This is a genomic window from Streptomyces uncialis, assembly GCF_036250755.1.
GTDB classification, from domain to species: Bacteria; Actinomycetota; Actinomycetes; order Streptomycetales; family Streptomycetaceae; genus Streptomyces; species Streptomyces uncialis.
On sequence record NZ_CP109583.1, the window covers coordinates 8,922,636 to 8,946,791 of the forward strand.

At 73.6% G+C, this 24,156-nt stretch carries 13 protein-coding genes; 10 read left to right on the top strand and 3 right to left on the bottom strand.

Features of this window, described 5'->3' with window-relative positions; genetic code table 11:
- The 3 genes from OG711_RS37275 to OG711_RS37285 are packed head-to-tail and all read left to right on the top strand — an operon-like array spanning position 1 to position 12,550.
- Complete coding sequence (locus tag OG711_RS37275; protein ID WP_329563300.1) at positions 1 to 10,053, top strand: non-ribosomal peptide synthetase; 10,053 nt, start codon at positions 1 to 3, stop codon at positions 10,051 to 10,053.
- Complete coding sequence (locus tag OG711_RS37280) at positions 10,050 to 11,450, top strand: MDR family MFS transporter (protein ID WP_073788156.1); 1,401 nt, start codon at positions 10,050 to 10,052, stop codon at positions 11,448 to 11,450. Before OG711_RS37275 ends, OG711_RS37280 begins: the two co-directional genes overlap by 4 nt.
- On the top strand, positions 11,450 to 12,550 hold the full coding sequence (locus OG711_RS37285; RefSeq protein ID WP_329563302.1) for a 3-deoxy-7-phosphoheptulonate synthase: 1,101 nt from the start codon (positions 11,450 to 11,452) through the stop codon (positions 12,548 to 12,550). Before OG711_RS37280 ends, OG711_RS37285 begins: the two co-directional genes overlap by 1 nt.
- Before the next feature lie 274 nt (positions 12,551 to 12,824).
- Here the strand turns inward: OG711_RS37285 and OG711_RS37290 are convergent, their stop codons facing one another.
- Positions 12,825 to 13,700: an alpha/beta hydrolase gene (locus OG711_RS37290; RefSeq protein ID WP_399503325.1), complete on the bottom strand. Its 876-nt coding sequence runs from the start codon at positions 13,698 to 13,700 to the stop codon at positions 12,825 to 12,827.
- A 501-nt stretch (positions 13,701 to 14,201) separates the two neighbouring features.
- Between OG711_RS37290 and OG711_RS37295 the strand changes: the two genes are divergently transcribed.
- The 5 genes from OG711_RS37295 (at position 14,202) to OG711_RS37315 (ending at position 19,309) form a co-directional block, all read left to right on the top strand.
- Positions 14,202 to 16,466: an MMPL family transporter gene (locus OG711_RS37295; RefSeq protein WP_329563304.1), complete on the top strand. Its 2,265-nt coding sequence runs from the start codon at positions 14,202 to 14,204 to the stop codon at positions 16,464 to 16,466.
- Positions 16,467 to 16,471: 5 nt separating this feature from the next.
- Positions 16,472 to 17,677: a sensor histidine kinase gene (locus OG711_RS37300; protein ID WP_073788152.1), complete on the top strand. Its 1,206-nt coding sequence runs from the start codon at positions 16,472 to 16,474 to the stop codon at positions 17,675 to 17,677.
- A 1-nt stretch (position 17,678) separates the two neighbouring features.
- Positions 17,679 to 18,341 (top strand): response regulator, encoded by a 663-nt coding sequence (locus OG711_RS37305; protein ID WP_073788151.1) that lies wholly within the window; start codon positions 17,679 to 17,681, stop codon positions 18,339 to 18,341.
- A 106-nt stretch (positions 18,342 to 18,447) separates the two neighbouring features.
- A complete protein-coding gene (locus tag OG711_RS37310; RefSeq protein WP_073788150.1) occupies positions 18,448 to 18,708 on the top strand; it encodes a hypothetical protein in 261 nt (86 codons plus the stop codon).
- A gap of 13 nt (positions 18,709 to 18,721) precedes the next feature.
- Positions 18,722 to 19,309: a hypothetical protein gene (locus OG711_RS37315; RefSeq protein WP_266511019.1), complete on the top strand. Its 588-nt coding sequence runs from the start codon at positions 18,722 to 18,724 to the stop codon at positions 19,307 to 19,309.
- Positions 19,310 to 19,600: 291 nt separating this feature from the next.
- Here the strand turns inward: OG711_RS37315 and OG711_RS37320 are convergent, their stop codons facing one another.
- Positions 19,601 to 20,368, bottom strand: a complete 768-nt coding sequence (locus OG711_RS37320) for a hypothetical protein (protein ID WP_266511016.1) — start codon at positions 20,366 to 20,368, stop codon at positions 19,601 to 19,603.
- A 380-nt stretch (positions 20,369 to 20,748) separates the two neighbouring features.
- Here OG711_RS37320 and OG711_RS37325 point away from each other — a divergent pair, with 380 nt between their 5' ends.
- On the top strand, positions 20,749 to 21,390 hold the full coding sequence (locus tag OG711_RS37325; protein WP_266511013.1) for a DUF1326 domain-containing protein: 642 nt from the start codon (positions 20,749 to 20,751) through the stop codon (positions 21,388 to 21,390).
- 226 nt (positions 21,391 to 21,616) lie between these two features.
- Positions 21,617 to 22,165 carry a tellurite resistance TerB family protein gene (locus OG711_RS37330; protein ID WP_266511011.1) on the top strand — a complete coding sequence of 183 codons (549 nt, stop codon included), beginning with the start codon at positions 21,617 to 21,619 and terminating at the stop codon, positions 22,163 to 22,165.
- Positions 22,166 to 22,523: 358 nt separating this feature from the next.
- On the opposite strand, the gene OG711_RS37335 is transcribed toward OG711_RS37330, so the two are convergent.
- Positions 22,524 to 24,107 (bottom strand): MFS transporter, encoded by a 1,584-nt coding sequence (locus OG711_RS37335; RefSeq protein ID WP_329563310.1) that lies wholly within the window; start codon positions 24,105 to 24,107, stop codon positions 22,524 to 22,526.
- Positions 24,108 to 24,156: the final 49 nt, after the last annotated feature.

A 24,156-nucleotide genomic window follows, 5' to 3' on the forward strand; every position in this document is an offset into this window, starting at 1 on the left:
TTGAGCACCGCACGCGTGCCCTCGGACGGACTGCTCGCCCTGACCAGCGCCCAGTTGGGCATCTGGAACGCGCAGCGCCTCGAACCCGACTCGCCGTACTACCTGGTCGGCGACGTGGTGGAGATATCCGGCGACCGGCCGGTCGACACCGACGCGCTGGCCGAGGCGGTCCGGGCCACCACCGAGGAGGCCGAGAGCCTGCGGCTGCGGGTCCACGACACCCCCCAGGGGCCGCGCCAGAGCGTCGACGGCCGGCCGGTCGAGCGGCCCGGGGTGGCCGACGTCAGCGGCGAGGCCGACCCCGTCGCCGCGGCCCACGCGCTCGTCGCCGCCGAGCGGGCACGGGCGGGCGAGGAATGCCGGGGCATGGTCGACCGGCCGCTGTACGCGCGTACCGTCATCCGGCTGTCCGACCGGGAGGTCTGGTACACCCAGCTCGGCCACCATCTGGTCTTCGACGGCTACACCGCCGCGATGCTCGCCCGCCGCACCGCCGCCCACTACACCGCCCTGGTCAACGGCACCGAACCGCCCCCGTCGTCCTTCGGCAGGTTCGCCGACCTCGTCGCCGCCGACCGCGCCTACCGGGACAGCGACCGCGGCGCCGAGGACCGCGCCTACTGGGTCGAGCGGTTCACCCCGCTGCCCGACCTCGGCGACACGGACACCGCCGCCGGTCCGCCCGAGCACACCGTCACGGCCCGCGCCGTCGTCCCGCCCGGGGAGACGGCCCGGCTGCGCGCGTTCGCCGACCGGGAGGGCGTCACCTGGGGCGAGGCGCTGATCGCCGTCTACGCCGCCTTCCTGCACCGCGTACTGGGCGGCACCGACGTGGTGTTCGCGCTGCCGCTGATGTGCCGGGCGGGCTCGGCCGAGCTGCGCACCCCGTCCATGGCCGTCAACGTACTGCCGTTACGCGTGAGCGTCCGCGGCGGCGACGGACTCGGGGAACTGAGCCGGCGGGTCGCCTCCGCCATGCGCGGGATGCGCGAGCACCAGCGCTACCGGGGCGAGGACCTGCCCCGGGACCTCGGCGCGCCCGGCGCGGGCGCGCTGCTGCACGGACGCGGGATCAACCTCAAGGCGTTCGACCTGGCGATCGACTTCGCCGGGTCGACCGGGGTGATGCGCAATGTCGCGGGCGGCCCGCCGGAGGACATGGGGCTGAGCGTCCTGCCGACCCGCGACGGCGGACTGCTGCTCGGCTTCGAGGCCGACGCCCGCGGCAGCGACCAGGCCGCCGTCGACGGCAAACTGTCCGGCCTGCGCACCCTGCTCACCGCACTGGTCGACGGCCTGCCCGTAGGACGGATCGCCCTGGCCGAGGACGTGGACCGGCTCCTGACGGACTGGTCCCCGCCCGCCCTGCCCGGCACCCCGGTCGACGCGCCGACCGCGTTCGACGCCATGGCCGCCGCGCGTCCGGAGCACACCGCCCTGGTGTGCGGCGACGAACGGCTGTCCGCCGCGCTGCTGGCGGACCGGGTGCACCGGCTCGCCCGCGCGCTGCGCGCCCGCGGCATCGGACCCGACGACATCGTGGCGCTGGCGCTGCCACGCTCCGCCGACTCGGTGGTCGCCCTGCTGGCGGTGATGGACGCGGGCGCCGCGTTCCAGCCCCTGGACGCCGCCCATCCGCCCGAGCGGCTGCGCGAACTGATCGCCGACACCCGCCCCGCGCTCGTCCTCGTCGGTGGCACCGGACCCGGGTCCGGTGCCACCGACGGGATCGACGGACCGCCCTGGGCCACCCTGACCGACGGCGCGATCGACGGACTGCCCTGGGCCACCCTGGCCGACGAGGCCGCCGCGCTGTCCGGCGCGCCGCTCACCGCCGACGAACTCGCCGCGCCACGCCACCCCGAGCACCTCGCCTATGTGATCCACACCTCCGGGTCCACCGGGCGGCCCAAGGGCGTGCTCGGCCGGGTCGGCGGCCTCGCCGCCCTGCTGCACCACCAGCGCTCCACGGCCGTCGCACGGGCCGAACGGTCCGCGGGCAGGCCGCTGCGCGCCGCCCACACCTACTCGTTCGCCTTCGACTCCGCCCTCGAACACCTCGTATGGCTGCTCTGCGGCCACGAACTGCACGTCTACGACGCCGGGACCGCCCGCGACGCCGACGCCCTGCTCGCCGCGTTCACCCGCGACGGCATCGACATCGTGGACACCACCCCGTCGATGGCCGCGCCGCTCCTCGACGGCGGACTGCTCGACCTGCGCCCCACCCTGCTCGTCCTCGGGGGCGAGGCGGCGCCGCCCGCGCTGTGGCGGCGGGTCGCCGGATCGGGGATCGCCGCACGCAACATGTACGGCCCCACCGAGGCGTCCGTCACCAGCACCACCGCGCCGATCACCGGCGAGGAGCCGCTGATCGGCCACCCGCTCGCCGGCACCCGGGTCCGCGTACTCGACCACGCGTTGCAGCCGGTGCCGCACGGCACGGCGGGCGAGCTGTACCTGGCCGGGCCGCATCTGGCCCGCGGCTACCTCGGCAGGCCCGGCGCGAGCGCCGAACGGTTCGTCGCCGACCCGTTCGGCCCGCCCGGGACCCGGATGTACCGCACCGGGGACCTGGCCCGCTGGGTGCCCGGCCAGGGCCTTGAGTACCTGGGCCGCGGCGACGGACAGCTCAAGATCCGCGGCCACCGGGTGGAGACGGGCGAGGTCGAGGCCGCGCTGGGCGCCGTGCCCGGGGTCACCGCGGCGGCCGTCACCGTCCGCTCGTCCCGGCTGATCGGCTACGTCGTGTCCGCCTCCGTCACCGGGGACACGGTCCGCGCCCGGCTGGCCGAACGGCTGCCCGACCATATGGTGCCCGCCGCGGTGGTCGTCATGGACGCACTGCCGGTCACCCCCAACGGCAAGCTCGACCGGGCCGCCCTGCCCGCGCCCTCGTCGTCCGGCGGCGGCCGTGAGCCGGTCACCGAGCGGGAACGGCTGCTGTGCGCGGTGCTCGCCGAGGTGTTCGAGGTCGACCGCGTCGGCGTGGACGACGACTACTTCGCCCTCGGCGGGGACAGCATCACCGCGATCACCGTCAGCAGCAGACTGCGGGCGCGCGGCATCGAGCTGCGGCCCCGGGACCTGCTGGCCCGCCGCAGCTTCGCCTCCCTCGCCGCCTCCGCCGCACTCGTGCGGGACGCGCCCGAGCCGCTGGACGAGCCGACCGGGCCGGTGCCCGCGCCGCCCATCGCGCGCGGTCTGCTCGACCCCGCCCCGGACATCGACACCGTCGCCGGATACGCGCAGTGGACCGCCCTGCACATCGACGCGCTCACCCACGACGACCTCACCGCGGGCGTCCGGGCCGTGCTCGACCGGCACGACGCCCTGCGCCTGCGGATCACCGACGAGGGTGACGGCCACGGCCTGGACGTCCTGCCCCGGGGCGCCGTACCGGCCGTCGTCGGCGAGACCCACGGGGAGGACGTGACCGCCCTGGCCCGCCGCCTCGCGGGGGAACTCGACCCTCGCGCGGGCGACCTGCTGCGGGTGTCCCTGCTCCGCACCGGCGACGGCACACCCGACCGGCTCGTCGTCGTCGTGCACCACCTCGCCATGGACGGGGTGTCCTGGCGCGTCCTGCTGCCCGACCTGCGCACGGCGTGCACGGGCGGCGCCCTCGAACCCGCCGGGACCTCATGGCGGCGGCACGCGACGCTCCTCGCCGAACAGGGCGAGTCCGGTGCGCGCCGCGGCGAACTCGACCACTGGCGGACCGCGCTGGGCGCCGCCTCCCGGCTCGGCGCCCGCCCGCTGGACCAGAAGCGGGACACCGTCTCCACCGCCCACCGGTCGCTCACCCTCGCCTCGCCCGAGGTCACCGAGGCGCTGCTGACCACCCTGCCCGCCGCCTACCGCGCCGGTGCCGACGAGGTGCTGCTGGCCGCGCTCGTGCTCGCGCTGCGCGACCGGGGCGCCCACGACGACGCCGTGACCGTCACCATGGAGGGCCACGGCCGCGAACACCTCGACCTGGCCCGTACCGTCGGCTGGTTCACCAGCGAGTACCCGGTCCGCGTCCCCGCCTCCGGCGAGGTCGGGCAGGTGCTGCGCGCGGCCAAGGAGGCCAAGCGCGGCGTCCCCGACGGCGGCATCGGCTACGGCGTCCTGCGCACCCTCGACCCGGTGGCCGGCCCCGAACTGTCCGCCGTCCCCCCGCCCGACGTGCTGCTGAACTACCTCGGCCGGTTCGCCCCGCTGCCCGGCACCGGATGGCGACTGCCCCAGCAGGACGCCTTCTCCGTCATCGAGCCCGACGGCAAGGCCCTGGAACAGATACTCGCCCTCAACTGCTTCGTCCACGAGGAGGGCGGGCCCCGGCTCGCCGTCGAATGGACGGCCGCCACCGAGGTCCTCGGCCCCGAAGCCGTCGCCGCCCTTCAGAGCGCCTGGAACGCCGCGCTGGACGCCCTCGCCGCGCACGCCCTCGGCACCCCCGGCGGGCTCACCCCGTCGGACCTGCCGCTGGTCGACCTCGACCAGGCCGCCATCGACACCCTGGAGAGCCACGACGCCGTCGGCCGGATCGCCGACGTACTGCCCGCCACCCCGCTCCAGGTCGGCCTCACCTTCCACACCCTGGTCCGCGACGACCACGACACCGACGTCTACGTCGTCCAGGCCCTCACCACCCTCGTCGGCGCCCTCGACCCGGACCGGATGGCCGACGCCGCCCGCGAACTGCTGCGCCGCCACCCCGCGCTGCGGGTGTACCTCGCCCCCGCCGGGGACGGCGTGGTGCAGGTGATCCCCGCCGATGTCGCCCTGGAATGGCGCCGGGACGACGCGTTCCCCGAGGCCGCCCGCGCCGAGCTGGAGCGCCCGTTCGACCCGGCCAGGCCCCCGCTGATCCGCTTCCTGCTCTCCCGGGTCGGCCCCGCCGAGCACAAACTGGTGATCACCAACCACCACGCCCTGCTCGACGGCTGGTCCATGCCACTGGTCGGCCGCACCCTGCTGGGCATCTACGCCGAACTCGGCGGCGGCCCCGCCGTACCCGCCGCCCCGCCGCTGTCGGAGTACTTCCGCTGGCTGGCCGGCCGGGACCACGACGCGTCCCTCACCGCGTGGCGCGACGCCCTCGCCGGGGTCGACGACGCTACCCGGCTGGCCCCCGCGAGCACCGTCACCGGAGTCGAACGGCCCGGCCGGGTGACCGTCGCGCTCGGCCAGGAGTTCAGCGACCGGCTGCGCGCGTTCGCCCGCGAACAGGGCGTCACCCTGACCACCGTGCTCCAGACGGCCTGGGGCCTGCTCCTCGGCAGGCTCACCGGGCGCCGCGACGTCGTGTTCGGCTGCCCGGTCTCCGGACGGCCCGCCGAGGTCGACGGCGTCGAGTCGATGATCGGCCAGCTCGGCACCACCATCCCGGTACGCGTGCGGCACACCCAGGACCGCACGGCACGCGACCTGCTCGCGGACGTGCACGCCGAGAGCGTCGCACTGGCCGAACACCACCACGTCGGCCTCCCGGAGATCCAGCGGGCGGTGGGCATCGGCGAACTCTTCGACACGATGCTCGTGATGGAGAACTTCCCGCTCTCCAGCCGCAAGCGCACCCCCCTCGCGCCCGGACTCGACCTGGCCGGGGTGGACATCACCGACGCCACCCACTATCCGCTGACCGTGATCGTGATCCCCGACGACGAGATCACGATCGGCCTCGGCTACCAGCCGCGCGCCTTCGACGAGCCGACCGTGCGCGACTGGGGCCGCTGGCTGCGCAATCTGCTGCGCGAGATCGTCGACGACCCGGCGCGGCCCGCGATCCGGCTGCCCGCCCTCGACGCGGACGAGCGGGAACGGATGCTGCGCACCGGCACCCGGATCGTGCCCGCCAAGGCCCGCGGCCACTGGCTGGAGGAATTCGCCGCCTGGGTACGCCGCAAGCCCCACGCCGAGGCACTGGTCTGCCGCGACCGCAGCCTCGACTACGCCGGACTGGACCGCGCCGCCAACCGGCTCGCCCACGCGCTGATCGCCCACGGGGTACGTCCCCAGGACCCCGTCGCGGTCCTCCTCGGACGCGACATCGAGATGACGGTGGCCCTGTTCGCGGTGGCCAAGGCGGGCGCCGTGTACGTACCGCTGGACCCGAGCTATCCACGGGACCGGCTGGCCTACATGTTCGACGACATCGCCCCGGCCGCCGTCCTGACGACCGGCGCCGAACTGCCCGTCGACCGGGCCGTCCCGGTACTGCGGCTGGACGACCCGGCCACCCTCGCCTCCGCACCCGACACCGACCCGGCCGAGGCACGCGCCACCCTCACCGACGACGCGCTCGCCTATGTCATCTACACCTCCGGCACCACCGGGCGGCCCAAGGGCGTCGGTGTGACCCATCGCGGGGTACCCGACCTGATCGCGCTCCAGGAAGAGGTCGTCGGGATCACCGAGCACGACCGGTATCTGCACTTCGCGTCGACCAGCTTCGACGTCGCGTTCTGGCAGACCATGGTGCCGCTGCTGTCCGGCGGGACCTCCGTCATCGCACCCGAGGAGGTCCGCGTCCCCGGTGACGAACTGCTCGACTACATCACCGAGCACCGGGTGACCGGGGTGAACCTGCTGCCGTCGTTCCTCGCCGCGATGCCCGACGACCGCACGGTCGACCCCGACGTGTTCTTCATGGTCGGCGCCGAACGCCTCGACCCCGAGCTGGCCCGGCGCTGGGGCGAGGGCCGCAAGGCGCTGTTCAACGCCTACGGGCCCACCGAGGTCACCATCAACTCCGTCACCTGGCGCTACGACCCGGCCGACCCCGGACCCCTGCCGATCGGCCTGCCCGACCCCAACGTCCGCGCCTATGTCCTCGACGGCGGACTCCAGCCGGTCGGCACCTCGGTGACCGGCGAGCTGTATCTCGGCGGTCCCAGCCTGGCGCGCGGCTACCTCAACCGCCCCGGTCTGACCGCCGCCGCGTTCGTCGCCGACCCGTACGGCCCCCCGGGGACCCGGATGTACCGCACCGGCGACCTGGTGCGGTGGCGGGCCGACGGACAGCTCGTCTTCCTCGGGCGCGCCGACCACCAGGTCAAGATCCGCGGCTTCCGCGTCGAACTGGGCGAGATCGAGTCCACCCTCACCCGCCACCCCGGCGTACGCGCCTGCGCCGTCGTCGTCCGCGACGGCAGGCTCGTCGGCTACGTCATCCCGACCGACGACACCGACCTCGACCCCGCGGCGGTACGCGCGCACCTCGCCGCCGAACTGCCCGACCACATGGTGCCCACCGCACTCGTCCCCATCGACCGGCTCCCGCTGAGCCCGAGCGGCAAACTCGACGCCGCCGCGCTCCCGGCCCCCGAGGCCGCGGCCACCGCGCGTCGCGAACCCGCCACCGAGGCCGAAGCCGTACTGCTCGGAGTGTTCCGGGACATCCTCGGCACCGACGACATCGGCCCCGACGACGACTTCTTCACCATCGGCGGCGACAGCATCGTGTCCCTGCAAGTGGTGTCGCGGGCCCGCCGCCAAGGACTCGGCCTGACCGCCCGCGACGTGTTCGAGGGCGAGACCGTCGCCGGGATCGCGGCGCTCGCCCGCGCCCTCGACCACGACGAGGCCCCCGCCGTCGGCGACGCGCCGCTGACCCCGCTCATGCGGGACCTGCTGCGCCGCGCCGGGACCGCCGCCGACGGGTTCTGCCAGTGGGTCGAGCTCAGCGTCCCCGCGGGCGGCGACGAGACGGCCTGGCGGACCGTGCTCGACGCACTCCTCACCCGGCACGACGTACTGCGCGCCCACCTGGCCGACGACATGCTCCGCATCCCGCCCGCGGGCGCCGTCACCGGCGCCGACGTGCTCACCCGCGTCCCCGCCAACGGCGACCTGCGGACCCTCGCCGACGCCCGCACCGCCGAGGCCCGCGACACGATGGACCCCCGCACCGGTCCGCTGCTGCGCGCCCTGTGGCTGGACGCCGGACCCGCCCGGCCGGGCAGGCTCGTCCTGATCGCCCATCACCTGGTCGTCGACGGGGTGTCCTGGCGCGTCCTGCTGGACGACCTCCAGCACGCCCACTCCGGCGGGACACTGACCCGGCACGGCCAGTCCTTCCTCGGCTGGGCGCGCTCGCTGCGCGACGCCGACCGCCGCGCCGAACTGCCGCACTGGGAGCGGATGACCGCCACCCCGGCGCTCACCCGCCCGCTCGACCCCGCCCGGGACACCGTCGCCACGGCCACGCACCACGAGATACGGCTCGACACCGGCACCACCCGCGCCCTGATCACCACCCTGCCCGCCGCCCACCGCACCACCCCCGACGCCGTGCTGCTCACCGCGCTCGCCCACGCCGTACGGGCCTGGCGCGGCCGATCCGAACTGCTCGTCGCGCTGGAGAGCCACGGCCGCCCCACCCAGGTCGACCTGTCCCAGACCGTCGGCTGGTTCACCGCGATCCACCCCGTACGGCTCGACGCCGACGACGACATACGGGCCGTCAAGGAACGGCTGCGCGCCCAGGGCGACGGCCTCGGCCACGGCATCCTCACCGCCGCCGGCCTGCTGGACCCCGTACGCCCGGAGGTCGCCTGGAACTACCTCGGCCAGTTCCCCGGCGCCCCCACCGACGAGACACCCTGGCAGGCACCCCCGGACGCCGACCCGCTCGGCTCCGGCGGCTCCGACACCCTGCCCCTGCCCTACGCCCTGATGGTCAACGCCCTCGTGCGCGACGACGCGCTCGGCGTCCGGATCACCTGGCCCTCCGCACTGTTCACCACCGCCGAGATCGAGGAACTGGCCGCACATCTGCGGACCGCGCTGCTGCACACCGCCGCCGCACCGGAGATCCTGGCACTCGACCGCGACCGGGCCGCCGAGGTGCAGCCGCTCACCCCGCTCCAGGAGGTGATGCTGCGGCACTCCCGCACCGAACGCCCCGACCCGTACACCGTGCAGTCGGCCTTCACCCTCGCCGGGACCCTCGACCCCGACGCCCTGCGGGCCGCGGGCGCCGACCTGCTGACCCGCCACCCCAACCTGGGCGCCGTGTTCCCCGCCGGTCTCGCGGTGATCCCCGAAGCGCCCCGTCCGGAGTTCCGCGTCACCGACAGCCCGGCCGACGAGGTACTGGCGGCCGACCTGGCCGAGCCGTTCGACCTCGCCGCCGGACCACTGCTGCGCCTCACCGTGATCCGGCGCGGCCCCGACCTCGCCGACCTCGTCCTGACCAGCCATCATGTGCTCTCCGACGGCTGGTCCGCCCCCCGGATCCTCACCGAGCTGTTCGCCCTGTACACCGCCCGCGTCCGCGGCGAGGCCCCCGAACTGCCCGCCCCCGTGCCGTTCGCCGACTATCTGCGCTGGCGCGCCGACCACGAACCCGACCTCGACGCCTGGGCCACCGAACTGAAGGACCTGCCCGAAGGCGACCACCTGGGCTGTGCCGAACCCGGCCCGGCCTGGCAGGAACCCACGCTCATCACGTTCGACGCGGCACTCGTCGCCGACCTCGGACGGCATGCCGCCCGGCGCGGACTGACCCGCAACACCCTGCTGCAAGGCGCCTGGGCGGTGCTGCTCGCCCGGCGCTCCGGCCGCACGGACGTCTGCTTCGGCGCCATGGTCGCCTGCCGTCCCCCGGAGCTGGCGGGCGTCGAGGAGATCATCGGGCTGCTGGCCAACACCGTGCCCGTACGCGCCCGGCTCACCGGCACCCTCGGTGACACCCTCGCCGCCCTCCAGACCGGGCAGCGCGCACTGGTCGAGCACCACCACGTCGCCCTGCCCGACCTGGAACACCTCACCGGACGGCACCGGCTCTTCGACAGCCTCGTGGTCTTCGAGAACTATCCCGTCGACCCCGACCGGCTGCGCGAACCCGCCCCCGGGCTCACGGTCGTCGGGACCCGGTTCCGCGAGTCCACCCACCACCCGGTGACCCTCACGGTCATGCCCGACGGCGACGGCTGGACCGGAGTGCTCGCCCACCGCGCCGGGGTGGACACCGACGGCCTCGCCGAGGCACTGCTGGACCTGCTGCGCTCCCTGGGCGACCACCTCGACGACGACGTCACAGAACTGCTGGAGCACCGATGAGCAAGGACGCGGCCCCCCCGGCCGAGCGGGTCGACGGACAACTGCTGCGGATCGCCTTCATCCTGGTCCTCGGCACGTTCATGGCCACCATCGACGCCACGATCGTCAGCGTCGGCATCGACACCCTGACGGCGGAGTTCGGCGCCTCCGTCGCCGAGATCCAGTGGGTCACCACCGCCTATCTGCTGGCCGTCGTCGCCGCCGTGCCCGCGTCCGGCTGGCTGGCCGACCGCTTCGGCGGCCGGCGGACCTGGCTCGTCGCCGTGGGGGTGTTCCTGCTCGGCTCGGCGCTGTGCGCGCTGGCCTGGTCCGCGACCAGCCTCATCGTCTTCCGGATCGTCCAGGGCCTCGGCGGCGGACTGCTGCCCGCGACCGGGCAGGCACTGCTCGCCCGGGTCGCCGGACCCTCCCGCACCGGACGGGTGATCAGCGTCGTCGCCGTCGTCCCCCTGCTGTCACCGGTACTCGGCCCGCTGGTCGGCGGCTCCATCCTCGGGGTGGCGTCCTGGCCCTGGCTCTTCCTCGTCAATCTGCCGATCGGCGCCGTCGCGATCCTGCTCGCCCGCCGCCATGTGCCCGCGGTACCGCCGTCCACCCGACGGACCGCGTTCGACCTCCGGGGCGCCCTGCTGCTCTCACCCGGACTGGCCGTGCTGGTGTACGGACTGACCGAGATCGCCCACGGCCGCACGCTGCCGGCCACGATCGGGGTCTGCGCGGGCCTGGCGATGCTGGCCGCGTTCACCGTGCACGGACTGCGGACCCGCGGCACCCCGCTGGTCGACCCCCGGCTGTTCTCCCGGCCGCCCTTCGGCGCCGCCGCCTTCGCCCTGGTGGTCCTGGGCGCCTCGGTGTTCGGCACGATGTTCCTGCTGCCGCTGTACCTCCAGACCGCGCGCGGTCTGTCCCCGTGGGAGGCCGGACTGCTGCTCGCCCCGCAGGGCCTCGGCGCGGTGGCCGGATCGGTACTGGTCAACCGCGCCATCGACAAGGTCGCGCCCCGGACCCTGGTGGTCACCGGCATCGGGCTGATCCTCGTGGGCACGGTCCCGTTCACCCAGCTCGGCCATGAGCCCCCGGACCTGCTGATCGCCTCGGCGCTCGTGGTCCGCGGCGTAGGCATGGCCATGATCACCGCGCCCGTCATGAACATCGTCTACAGCCGTATCGAGCCCGCACACCTCCCACGCGCCTCGGGAGCGCTCAACCTGCTCAACATCGTGGGCGGTTCGGTCGGCACGGCGGCCCTCGCCGTGGTGCTCCAGGACCGGCTGGCCGCCCGCGGCACGGACATCTCCTGGGCATTCGCCGACACCTTCTGGTGGGTGCTCGGATTCTGCCTGCTCGCCGCCGCCGGGGCCACGAGGCTGCCCCGCACCCACGTGAGGAAGTCATGATGAGTGCCAGTGCCCTGTCCGCACAGGCCGAACCCACCGCGCTCCGGCCGGTGCCCGCACCCGCCGGCCCCGGCCCGGCCCACCCGCTGCCCGCACCGGCCGAACTCGCCGCGGCCCACCCGCTGTCCCCGGCGACCGCCGACGCCGTCGCCCGGCACCGCGACACCGTCGCCGATGTCCTCGCCCGCCGCGACCCCCGCCTGCTCGTCGTCGTCGGCCCCTGCTCCGTCCACGACACCGGGGCAGCGCTGGAGTACGCGGCCCTGCTCGCAGACGCCGCCCAGCGCCTCGGCGACGACCTGGTCGTCGTCCTGCGCGCCTATCTGGAGAAGCCCCGCACCGTCACCGGCTGGACCGGCCTCCTCGCCGCCCCCACCCTCGACGGCAAGGGCGATCTGGCCGCCGGACTGCGCCTCGGCCGGTCCTTCCTCACCGAGGCCGCCGCCACGGGCCTGCCGCTGGCCTACGAGTTCGTGGACCCCGTACTCGCCCCCTACGTGGCCGACACGGTGTCCTGGGCCGCCATCGGCGCCCGCACCGTCGCCAGCCAGCCGCACCGCCATCTGGCGTCCTGGCTCCCCATGCCGGTCGGCATGAAGAACTGCGTGTCCGGCGGACTGGACACCGCGGTCGCCGCGGTCCAGGCCGCCGCCCACCCCCACATGTTCCCCGCCGTGGCCCCCGACGGCCGTCTCACGACGCTGCGGAGCACCGGCAACCCCGACACCCATCTCGTCCTGCGGGGCGGCCCGACCCCCAACTACGACCGGGCGGGCGTCGCCCGGGCCCGCGCGGCCCTCGCCGCGGCCGGTCTCCCGCAGCGCGTCGTCGTCGACGCCTCCCACGGCAACAGCGGCAAGGACCACAACCGCCAGCCCGCCGTCGTCGACGATCTGGCCCGGCAGATCACCGAGGGCGAATCCGCCCTGGCCGGTGTCATGATCGAGTCCTATCTGTCCGACGGCAGACAGGACCCCTCGACGGCACACCTCCGCCCCGACCTCAGCGTCACCGATTCCTGCCTCGGCTGGTCCCGCACCGCCCCGCTGCTCGACACCCTCGCCCTCGCCTCCCGCCGCCGGAGCCGCCCCGGAGGATGAGAGCCGGTCCGGCGGGACAACCCCGTCGGCCGTCCGGGTCCGCCACGGGCGCGGGACCCCTGCTCGTCCCGCGCCCGCGACGGCGTACCGCGCCCGCGACGCCGTACGGGCCCCGGCCGCCAGGGGTCGTCGTTCCCCGGCGGCCACGGCCGACAAGTGGTCCCGTGCCACGGCCGATACCGCACCGGCCGTGGCACGGGACCACTTGTCGGCCGTGGCGCGGTACTGCCGGTCAGCCGTCGGCGCGGTACCGCCCGCCGGCTGCGGCGTAGGCCTACTTGCCGACCGTGGCGTGGGCCGCGTCGCGGATCTTGTCGGCCACCAGATCGGGGTGCGACATCATCGCGACATGCGAGGAGTCGACCTCGACCGTGTGCGACTTCGCGCGCTTCGCCTCGAAGCGCTCCAGGTCCGGGGCGATGGCCTTGTCGTTCTTCGCCACGATGAACCAGGACGGGATCGTCCGCCACGCCGCCTTGGTCGCGTTCTGCGCGAACCCGGCCTGCGCGACCGGGCGCTGCTCGACCGCCATCACCCGTGTCTGCGCCTCGGGCAGATCGGCGGCGAACACGGAGTGGAACTTCTCGTTCTGGATGTACAGATCGGTGCCGCTGTTCGTGCCGTCCGTGTACGGGACCGGCCGCAGCGCGGTACCGAGGTCACTGCCCGTGAACTTCGTGGACAGCGTGGCGGGGTTCTCGCCCACGTCCGGCATGAACGCCGACACGTACACGAGGGCCTTCACATTCGCGTTCCCGGCCGCCGCCTGACTGATGACCGCGCCGCCGTAGGAATGCCCGGCGAGCACGATCGGGCCCTTGATGCTCTTGAGGACCGACGCGACATACGCCGAGTCGCTGAGGACACCGCGCAGCGGGTTCGGCGGGGCGACGACCGGATACCCGCGGTGCTGGAGCCGCTCGACGACCGCGTTCCAGCCGGACGCGTCCGCGAACGCGCCGTGGACCAGCACCACGGTCGGCTTCGTCCCCCGGCCCGTCGGTTCGGGGTTCCGCCCGCCGGACGGGTCACCTCCGGCCATGGCGGGCGCGGTGGCGCACACCGCCGCCGCCAGGGACAGGGACACGGCACCCGCTCGCACTATGCGGCGGCGTACCGGACGGGACGGGGAAGGGGGTGACACGGCCATGGGGAGAGCTCGCTTCCGCTGGAGGAGGACCAGGTGGTCGCTCACAGCGTCGGTCCGGCCGCGTACGGTGCGCCCGCCGGACGGGGCGGGCGGGTGAACGCCCGCGCGCGGGCGGGTGAAGCCGAGCCGCCGAAGCGACCGCGCCGCCCGCCGCCGACCGGGCGCGCGAGCACTCCGGACGGCACCACCCACTTGCCGGAGCCCACGCCGACCTGGGAGGTACGCACCGACCTGGGACGACGCGGGCCCCGGCCTTCCGGCACGACTGCCACCCTCCCGCGCGGACCGCCACACGCCGGAGTGTCCGCCACCGACCCTGACGGGACCCGGGCCTCCCCGCGTACACGCAGCGCCGAGCAGGACGCCCGCCGGGCCACCTCGGCCGGGTACCGCTGCCAGCGCCGTCGTCGTGGGTGGGTGACGGGTCCATCGACCGGTGGACGCCAGGTCCAACCGATCGGGGCTCATGCCGGGCAGGGCACCTCCACCAGCATGATCGGCATGAAGAACTTCTCTGTGAGAACGGCGCGTTGGAGCGCCCGACACCCCTGGCGCGCGATCGTCGGATGGTTCCTCTTCGTCGCCCTGTGCCTCGGGGCGGGGCTCGCCGTCGGCGGGAACCCGGCCACGTCCGAGGACTACCGCGTCGGCGAGGCCGGTCGCGCCGAGGCCATGGCGGCCGAAGGGGGCCTCCAGCAACGGCCGCTGGAACGGGTACTGATCACCGCGCCCCCCGGTTCCGGACCGCTGGACGAAGCCGCCGCCGACGCGGCCGCCCGGGACATCGCCGAGCGTATGAAGCGGCTGCCCGAGGTCCGCTCCGTGAGCGCACCCGTCCGCTCCCCGGACGGCACGGCGCTGCGGATCGATGTGACGATGCGGGGGCCCGAGCTCGACGGCCGGAAGCACGTCGACCCGCTGCTGGCCCGCACGGCCGAGGTCGGCGAGGCCCATCCCCGGGTCCGGGTGGAGGAGGTCGGCAGCCCCTCGATCAGCAAGGGCCTCGACAAGCTGCGCGCCGACGACCTCGCCCGCACCGAGATGATCGCGCTGCCCGTCACCCTGCTGACCCTGCTGTTCGTGTTCCGCTCGTTCGCGATGGCCTTCGTCCCGCTGGTGCTGGCGCTCACGTCCATCGTCTCGGCGGTCGGGCTGTCGATGCTGGCGTCGCACGTCTTCCCGGACGCCGGGGTCGGTACCAATGTGATCCTGCTGATCGGCCTGGCCGTGGGCGTCGACTACACCCTCTTCTACCTCAAGCGGGAACGCGAGGAGCGGGCGCGGGCCGGTGGCCGCCTGAGTCCGCACGCGGCGGTCGAGGTGGCCGCGGCCACCTCGGGACGGGCCGTCGTGGTCTCGGGGCTGGCCGTCGCCGCCTCCAGCGCCACCCTGTACCTGGTCGACGACGTCATCTTCTCCTCCATCGCCACCGGCACCATCGTGGTCACGCTGGTCGCCGTCGTCAGCTCACTGACCGTGCTTCCCGCGCTGCTGGTCAAACTCGGCGAACGCGCCGAGCGCCGGGCCGAGCGCCGCGAACGACGCCGCGCGGAGCGGCCGTCCGTGTCCCGCCCGCACGCCCGGAACCGCTGGAAGGCGCTGAACCCCCGCACGGCACGCGAGGCGCCGGACACCCGGAGGTCCACCGGTGGCCCCACCGGGGTCCTGCTGCGCGCGGTGGACCGCCGACCCGCCGCGACCCTCGCCGTCGGCGTCGTCGCGCTCCTTGCCCTCTCCGCACCGCTGCTGGGACTCAACCTCACCGACATGGGCCGTGAGACCCACTCCCGCACCGTCCCCGCGATGCAGACGTACGACCGGCTCACCGCCGCCTACCCGGAGCTCAAGGCCACGCACCGGATCGTCGTACGCGCCGAGCCCGCGCGGGCCGACGAGGTGGCGGCCGGACTGCGTGAACTCGCCGCCCGCGCACAGTCCGACCCCGACCCCACCGGCCCCGGCACACCCGTGACCTCCCCGGACCGCAGGACCACCCTGCTGGAACTGCCCCTCGCGCACCATGTGAGCGACCCCGGGGCCCACCGCTCGCTGGACCGGGTCCGCACGGTCCATCTGCCGCGGACACTGGAGCGGTTGAGCGGTGCCGAGGGCGCGGTGACGGGGGACGTGGCGCGGTACACCGACTACCCCACCCACCAGAAGAACAAGCTTCCGCTCATCATCGCCACCCTGCTGCTGGTCACCTTCGCCATGACGGTGTGGGCGTTCCGGTCCGTGGTCCTCGGTCTGATCGGCGTGGTGCTCAACCTGCTCTCCGCCGCCGCCGCGCTCGGGGTGCTCGTCCTCACCTTCCAGAACACCTGGGCCGAGGGGCTGCTCGACTTCACCTCCACCGGCTCCATCGGCTCCCGGGTCCCGCTGTTCCTCTTCGTGATCCTCTTCGGCCTGTCGATGGACTACCAGGTGTTCGTGATCAGCCGGATCAGGGAGACCGCCCAGCGCGGTGTGCCCACCCGCCAGGCCGTTCTCGACGGCATCGGCAGCTCCGCCGGGGTGGTCACGAGCGCCGCCTTCGTCATGGTGACGGTGTTCGCGAGCTTCGCCGCCCTGCATCTGATCGAGATGAAGCAGATCGGCTTCAGCCTGACCGTCGCGGTGCTCCTCGACGCCTTCGTCATCCGCGTCGTGATCCTGCCCGCCCTGATGCTGCTGCTCGGCGACAGGGTCTGGTGGCCCGTACGCCCCGTCCCGCACCAGGCTGCCGCCCCTGACCTGCGGAGCCCCCGCCCGGAAACCGTAGGCTGAGCGGCATGGACGAAGGACCGCGGACCGGCGCCGTGTCGGGAACACCCGTGCTCCACCGCTGGAACGCGGTCCTGTGGGTCCTCCTCGGACTGCTGCCGCCGGCCATCGCGACCGCTGACGACCCCACGGCGACGAGGACGGGCGTACTCGTCCTGCTGGGCGCGTTCAGCCTCAGCTACGCGCTCGCCGCCCTCTTCCCCGACCAGCCCTACCTCGGTCCGCACGGCCACCTGTACGTCCTCGCCCTGGGCATGGGCGGGGTGTCGTACCTGATGGGCGGCGGGGCCGCGCTGTACGTGTTCTCCCAGCCGCACTTCTGGATCTACGCCGCGGGTCCCGCCGCCGCGATCGGCTTCAGCGCCCTGGCCGCGATCGTCGTCGTCGCGGGGGACCTGCTGCGGGCCGGACCGGACGGCTGGTGGACCGAGCTGACCACGGGCAACGTCGTCGCGGTACCGCTCGCCTACGCGGGAAGCGTGCTGCTCGGTCTCGCCGTCCGGCGGATGACGGCGGAGAGCGAGGCCCGCGCCCGCCGGCTGGCCGACGAACTCGCCGGCGCGCGGCGGCGGCTGGCCGACATCGAGGCCGAGTCGCTGCGACGGCAGGGCGCCACCGAGGAACGCGAGCGTCTCGCCCGGGAGATCCACGACACCCTGGCCCAGGGCTTCGCCTCCATCATCGTCCTGGCCGAGGCCGCCCGGACCGCCCTGGCCGCCGATCCCGGACGGACCGCCCAGCAACTGCGGTCGATAGAGAACACGGCACGCGAGAACTTCGCCGAGGCCAGGGCCCTCGTGGGCGCGGGCCCGCACAGCGGCCTCACCCCCGGCCCGGTGTCCCTCACCCTGCGCCGGACGCTCGACCGGTTCGCCGAGGACACCGGTATCACCCTGAACGCGGAACTCGGCGAGGTCAGCTGCGACCAGCCGACCCGGATCGCCCTGCTGCGCTGTCTCCAGGAGTCGCTCGCCAATGTCCGCAAGCACGCGGGCGCCTCCACGGTGGCGGTGGTCCTCGCCCAGCACCCGTACGGCATCGAGCTCGAAGTCACCGATGACGGCGGCGGGTTCGTCGTGGAGGAGTCCCGGGGGTTCGGCCTCGACGGTATGCGCAAGCGGCTGGCCGAACTCGGCGGCGAGCTCACCGTCACCAGTTCGGTCGGCGACGGGACACTCGTCCTCGCCGTACTCCCCTCGAAAGGGCAGATGTGACATGCCGACGGACAGTCCGGCGGAGCGGGTTCTGCGCATCATCCTCGCCGACGACCACACGGTGATGCGCGCGGGCGTCGCCGCGCTGCTCGCCGCCGATCCCGGTATCGAGATCATCGGGGAGGCGGACAACGGCCGCCAGGCCGTCGAGCTCGCCGAACAGCTCGCCCCCGATGTGGCGCTGCTGGACCTCAGGATGCCCGTGATGGACGGGGTCGACGCCACCGCCCGCATCGTGGCGGGGCCCGCGCCGACCCGGGTACTGATCCTCACCACGTACGACACCGACGCCGAGATCGAGCGCGCCGTCGAGGCCGGGGCCATCGGCTATCTGCTCAAGGACACGACCCAGGAGCAGCTGACCGACGCGATCCGCGCCGCGGCCCGGGGCGAGACCGTGCTGGCCCCCCGGGTGGCCGAACGGCTGGTCGCCAGGATGCGGCAGCCGGCCCGGATCGCGCTGACGTCACGGGAGGCCGAGGTACTGGGCGGTGTCGCGGACGGGCTTTCCAACGCGGAGATCGGCAGACGGCTGGTCATCGCGGAGGCCACCGTCAAGACCCATCTCCTGCGGGTCTTCGCCAAGCTCGATGTCAACGACCGTACGCACGCGGTGGTGACCGCCCTGGAACGCGGCCTGCTCACCCGCCCGTCCGCCCCCTGACGCCTGCTCCGGTGGTCTCCCGTTCCCGCCCCGGCCCGTCCCGGTCCGCGAGGTCCGCCGCGCGCCTGTCCCACCGACGGCGGCGCAGGCGCTTGGATACCTGAACATGACTACTACCGATCCGCAGCGCTTCACCGTCCTGTTGGTCCCCGAGCACGTCGAAGGCAAGGGCGGCGCCACCGTGGAGGACTCGGCCGTGCGATCGGCGGTCGTCGAGGCGACCGGCGAGACGGGCGCCTCGGGCTACCCCCGCTATGCCGGGAACGGGATCGAGGCCGACATCGACCCGCGGACCCGTACCGTCGAGGCGCTGCTCGTCGACGGCAAGGAGCTGGTCTACGGCCTGACCGCCAAGGTCGGCTCCTGAGGAGCGGCGCCCGGTGAGTTCTCCTCCCGGAGCGGCACCGGCCGGGGGTGAGCCCCGTGGCGGTCATCAGTGGCTGACCTCTTGGGGCACCTTCATCTCCGCGATCGCGGCGGCTCTCGGGCTGGCGGTCAGCGGAGTCGCCTCCTGCGCGGCCTGGCGGGCCCTTCACGACGGGCGCGAGAACGAAGTTCGTGCGCAGGCCTCGCTCGTGACCACATGGAGCGAGAGCCACCGGGACGGCGACCACGTGGTGCATGTGGTGAACAGGTCGTTCGACGCGGTCTTCCTCTGGGCACTGCCCTTCCGCACGCCCGGTGGCGAGCGGAAGATCATCACCTCGTCGCTCCCGCCCTGCACGGAGCTGGTGTTCGGCCCCCACAAGATCCCTCATCTCCGGGCCGCGACCAGCGGGACCACGAACGGCTTCATGTTCTACGACAGTTCCGGGACGCCCTGGGAAAGATCCCCGCTGGGACTGTTCGAGGCGAAGGCGGGGACCGTGGACGAGATCCTGAGCCGTCCCGGGACACGGACGACCCTTGCCGAGATCAAGAAGGCGGGCGGCAGTGTGAAGGCGGCACGAGAGTGCCGGAACGCGTAGCCGGGCGTATCTGCTTCGGCTCGCCCCCTTGCGAGGTGCTTCCGCCTTGTACGGCGTGCTTCCGCCTCGTGCGGCGGGGGCGGTGCCTCGTGCGGCGGGGGGTCCCTGGTCATGGGGCCTGCCGGTACGACCCAGGGCTCCGGTGGCACGTTCCGTCACGCGGGCAACGCCGACGGGCCGCACGGGAATCCCCGTGCGGCCCGTCGGCGGATGTCCCCGCGGGTTCACCGGTGTGCGCGGTGGGCGCGCTCCCCGCGTCAACGCGAGGTCTCCCACCGGAACTCGAACCGGTCAGCAGGCGGCGCCGCCCGCGCCCCCCGCGCCACCGGTGCCGGAGACGGAGCCGGGCTGGCCGGGCTGACCGGGGTTGAGGCCGTAGCAGCCCGAGCCGCCGGCGCCTCCGGCGCCGCCACGGGCCCCCGCGCCACCGGCACCGCCCACGCCTCCAGCTCCACCGGCCCCGGCGGCGCCGGTGCCACCCTTACCGCCCTGACCGCCGACTCCGCTGGTCTGGGAGGCATTGCCACGGGCGCCTCCTCCGCCGCCGGCTCCACCCGTGGCACCGGTTCCTCCGTTGCCACCAGCCCCTCCGTCGGCCCCGGCGGCGCCGTTGCCGGTCGCGCCACCGGCACCCCCGGCGCCGCCCGCGCCCCCCGCCCCACCGATTCCGGCGCCGGAGCCGACACCGCCGTTACCGCCGCGCCCGGCGGCGCCACCGGCACCGGCACTCAGCCCCGCGCCGCCCGCCCCGCCGACGCCACCGGCACCCCCGGCATCCCCAAGAGTCCCGTTCCCGCCGTTCCCGCCGCCCGTTCCGGCGTATCCGCTCGGGTGCACCAGGGTGCCCGCACCTCCCGCGACGCCTGCGGAACCCGCGGTGCCGACGGTGCGCTGCCCGGCGCCGTTCTCGTTGCCGCCGCCGGTGCCAGGGGCACCTCCCGGGTGCGTGCTGCTGCCCGCGGTGTACTGAGCGGCTTCGGCGGCGGTGCCGAAGCCGAGAAGGGCGGCGGCGAAGAGGGCGTTGGCGCCGAGCAGGGTGGTGACACGTCGTCTGTTCACGTGGAGTCTCCTCGTGGCCCGGAGGCGGCTGTCGGAGTCGGGGGTTCCGGCACGGCGTGGGGATCGGGCCTGGTCCCGTTTCCGTGTGAGCCGGAGCAGCCCACAGGTCATAAGATCACGAAATGTCAGATATGTGATGCTTGTGGGTCTGCCGGGAACGTCGCGACCGGGGTGTCCGCGAGCCCGGGGGCCGAAGGCGGTACCCCGGCCCGCCGGAGAATGCGGGAGCGGCTCGCGCACCCAGGGAGCCGGCAGCGCCGGGGCCCGACGGGCGCGATGCCCAACTAGATACCCCCCGAGGGTATTTGACGGGTCGACGGGCCGCGGTCTAACCTTTCGCCAGTAGATACCCCTCCGGGGTATCAGGAAGGGGAACGGTGATGACCGGGACGAACTGGCACCTCAAGGGCGAGTGGTTCGATGTATGCAGCTGCTCGATGCCCTGTCCGTGCACCTTCGCGCAGGCTCCGACGGACGGCGCCTGCCTGTTCACACTCGTCTGGCAGATCCACGAAGGGCACTTCGGGGATCTGCGCCTGGACGGCCTGGGTGTCGTGGCCCTCGGTGAGTTCGCCGGGAACATGTGGGTGGACGACCCCGACGCCACGATGGCGGCGATGTTCTACATAGACGCGAAGGGGACAGCCGCGCAGCGGGACGCCCTGGAGCAGATCTTCCGCGGCAACGCCGGGGGATGGCCGGGCAAGTTCGGATCCCTGATCAGTGAGGTACGCGGCGTGGAGTACGCCCCGATCCGGTTCGACGCCGCGGCGGACCTCGCGCACTGGGGCGCCACCGTCTCCGACAAGGTGGACGTGGGAGCCAAGGCGCTGACCGGCCCCACCGCGGACCCCACGCGCCGGGTACAGCTGATCAACGCCCCGGGGTCGGAGGTCGGGCCCGGCCAGGTCGCGACATGGGGCGTGGTGAGCGCGGACCACGCCGAGGGCTTCGACTTCTCCCGTGAGTACCGGGGCGGGTCCAGCAAGCACTTCCCGTTCGACTGGCGACCGGACGCGTAACGGCCGACGTGCCGGGGTCGGGCCACTCTCGCCTCGCAGGGTGGCCGCCGCCCACCTTCTCGCCCGGCCTACGGGTGGCTGTCGTCGGTCCCGCACTGACCGGAGAACATGACCGAAGTGGTCGTACCGACCCGCCGGACATGGAACTTCGCCGGGCGGGAACGCGTTGTCACAACGACGCGCGGAACACACGCGGACGAGCAAACGGGTAGCCGAGGTGGCACGGATGGCGATGTGGGACCGGATCAAGGACCAGGCCAAGGGTCTTCAGCAGTCACAGGGGGCACGTAGCTCCGGCGGCCACGGACGGCCGGCGTCGGGGTCGGGCGGAGGCTCGAAGGCTCAGCTCGTGGGCCTGCTCAAGACCCAGCTCACCTCCCTCAAGACCGAGCTCAAGAGCGGCTCCTACCGGGACGCCAGCATGGCCATGTGCGCCTTGGTCGCGGCGGCCGACGGGTCGGTCGACCCGGCCGAGCGGCAGCATGTCGAGTCGCTGATCCTCCAGAACGACGTCTTGCAGAACTTCCCGCCGGAGCAACTGCGGCAGCGGTTCAACAAGCACGTCGACCAGCTGATGTTCAACTTCCAGCAGGGCCGGACCGAGGCCATGCAGGAGATCGCCAAGGCGGCGAAGAAGCCGGTGGAGGCCAAGGCGGTCATCCAGACCGGCTTCGTCGTCGCCGGGGCCGACGGCTACATCGCCCCGGCCGAGGAGCAGATCCTGCGCGAGGCGTGCGTGGCGCTCGGTGTGTCCCCGCACGAGTTCGGACTCTGACCGGATCCCGGGCCCGGTGACCCCGGGCCGCCGTGAGCCACGCGAGGCCCGGCGGCCCGGTCGCCTCACCGGGTGAGCGGCCGTTCCCCGCCGACGAGGAGAACGCCGTCGCGGACGCCCGCCCCAACGGCTTCGTCGCCGCTGGGGCCGGGCCGCGTGAGGCCGGGCCGCGGCACGGTGGTCCGCCAAGGCTGTCCCAGGACATGGCAGGGGCGGGAAGCTGCGGCTCGCGTCATGCAGCGGCATCCGCCGGACGTCGATCGGCGCCGCACGTGATCGGTCCCGGACATGATCGGTTCCGCTGGAAGATCGGCCCAGGTCGAAGGTCGCGGTGTCCCGCGGCGGTCGGAGCACGCGTTCAGACCTCCGACCGGGCAGCCCCCTCCATAGCGTCAGCCCCGTCCAGGACGGCTTCGTCGGCCTGCGGCTCGTCGCCGCCGATGACCCCGATATGCCGCAGCGCCACGGCGGACAGCAGCGAGAGCACCAGGCCGCCGACCGCGGCGACCAGCATCGCCATGTGCAGCCCGGACGTGGCCGCTTCCCTGGCCTGGTCGAGCCAGCCGTCGGGCATCCGGTCGGCGACCGAGGACGCCCCGGCGAGACTGTCGCCCGCCGCTTCGGCCACCTCGGGCGGCGTACCGGCGGGGATGTCGTCGTCGGCGCGGTCGCGGTAGACGGCGGTGGCCAGACTGCCGAGGATCGCCACGCCCAGGGCGAGGCCCAGTTCCTGCACGGTCTCCGACATCGCCGACGCCGAACCGGCCTTCTCCGGCGGTGCCGCTCCGACTACCAGGTCCGTGCCCAGGGCCGCGATCGCCCCGAGACCGAGGTAGACCAGCCCGAAGCCGATCACCATCAGGGCGACACCACCCGCGGCGTCCACCTGGGTGAGCAGCACATACCCGAACGTGGAGAGCGCCAGGGTGACGGCCACCACGATCCCCGGCGGCACCCGGCGCGCGACCAGCGGCGCCCCGATCGCCGCCACGAACATCATCAGCGCGGGCGGCCCCATCCACAGACCCGCCTCGACGGGCGGCAGTCCCTCCACGAGTTGGAGCTGCTGGGTGATCAGGAGCATCGAACCGCCGACACCGACGAGTCCGACGAGCAGGACGCTCAACGCGGCGCTGAACGTACGGTCGGTGAACAGCCGCACATCCAGCAACGGGCTCGCCAGCTTGCCCTGCCGCCGTACGAACAGCACCGCGAACACCAGGCCGATCACCGCGGCGCCGATCGTGGCGGTCCCGAGCCCGTCCTTGGCGACCCGCTTCACCGCGTAGACCACCGGCAGGATCGCGATCAGCGACAGGACGACGCTCAGCAGGTCGAACCGGCCGCCGCGCGGCGCGCGGTACTCGGGGATCAGCAGCGGTGCGGCCACCAGAGTCACGATCGCGACCGGGACCGCGACCAGGAACGCCGAACCCCACCAGAAATGGGCCAGCACCGCACCACCCACCACCGGCCCCAGTGCCATGCCGAGCGCGAAGCTCGTCGCCCAGACACCGATCGCCACCGACCGCTGGCGCGGATCGGCGAACATATTGCTGATCAGGGCCAAGGTGGACGGCATCAGCGTGGCACCGGCGATACCCAGTGCCGCGCGCGAGGCGATGAGCAGTTCGGTGCTGTCGGAGAAGGCTGCCACCGCCGAGACGGCCCCGAAGGCGGCGACCCCGATCATCAGCAGCTTCCGGCGGCCCACCCGGTCACCCAGCGTGCCCATGGTGATCAGGAAACCGGCGATCAGGAAGCCGTAGGCGTCCATGATCCACAGCGCCTCGGTGCCGCTCGGACGCAGATCCTCCGCCAGGGAGGGAAGGGCGAGGTACAGCACGGTGACGTCCAGGCCGAGCAGCACGGTCGGCAGCGAGAGGACGGCCAACCCTCCCCATTCCCGGGGACCGGCCCTGTTCACGGTCGATGAGCTCATTGCACTCCCATGCGTGTCGAGTTCGAGAACATGCGAGGTCACTGTGGCG

What these genes read in the sequence shown, in the direction of transcription:
- OG711_RS37325 (WP_266511013.1), top strand. Translation starts at nt 20,749, where the DNA reads ATGACCGGGACGAACTGGCACCTCAAGGGCGAGTGGTTCGATGTATGC.
- OG711_RS37310 (WP_073788150.1), top strand. Translation starts at nt 18,448, where the DNA reads ATGACTACTACCGATCCGCAGCGCTTCACCGTCCTGTTGGTCCCCGAG.
- OG711_RS37330 (WP_266511011.1), top strand. Translation starts at nt 21,617, where the DNA reads ATGGCGATGTGGGACCGGATCAAGGACCAGGCCAAGGGTCTTCAGCAG.
- OG711_RS37280 (WP_073788156.1), top strand. Translation starts at nt 10,050, where the DNA reads ATGAGCAAGGACGCGGCCCCCCCGGCCGAGCGGGTCGACGGACAACTG.
- OG711_RS37285 (WP_329563302.1), top strand. Translation starts at nt 11,450, where the DNA reads ATGAGTGCCAGTGCCCTGTCCGCACAGGCCGAACCCACCGCGCTCCGG.
- OG711_RS37300 (WP_073788152.1), top strand. Translation starts at nt 16,472, where the DNA reads ATGGACGAAGGACCGCGGACCGGCGCCGTGTCGGGAACACCCGTGCTC.
- OG711_RS37290 (WP_399503325.1), bottom strand. Translation starts at nt 13,700, where the DNA reads ATGGCCGTGTCACCCCCTTCCCCGTCCCGTCCGGTACGCCGCCGCATA.
- OG711_RS37305 (WP_073788151.1), top strand. Translation starts at nt 17,679, where the DNA reads ATGCCGACGGACAGTCCGGCGGAGCGGGTTCTGCGCATCATCCTCGCC.
- OG711_RS37295 (WP_329563304.1), top strand. Translation starts at nt 14,202, where the DNA reads ATGAAGAACTTCTCTGTGAGAACGGCGCGTTGGAGCGCCCGACACCCC.
- OG711_RS37335 (WP_329563310.1), bottom strand. Translation starts at nt 24,107, where the DNA reads ATGAGCTCATCGACCGTGAACAGGGCCGGTCCCCGGGAATGGGGAGGG.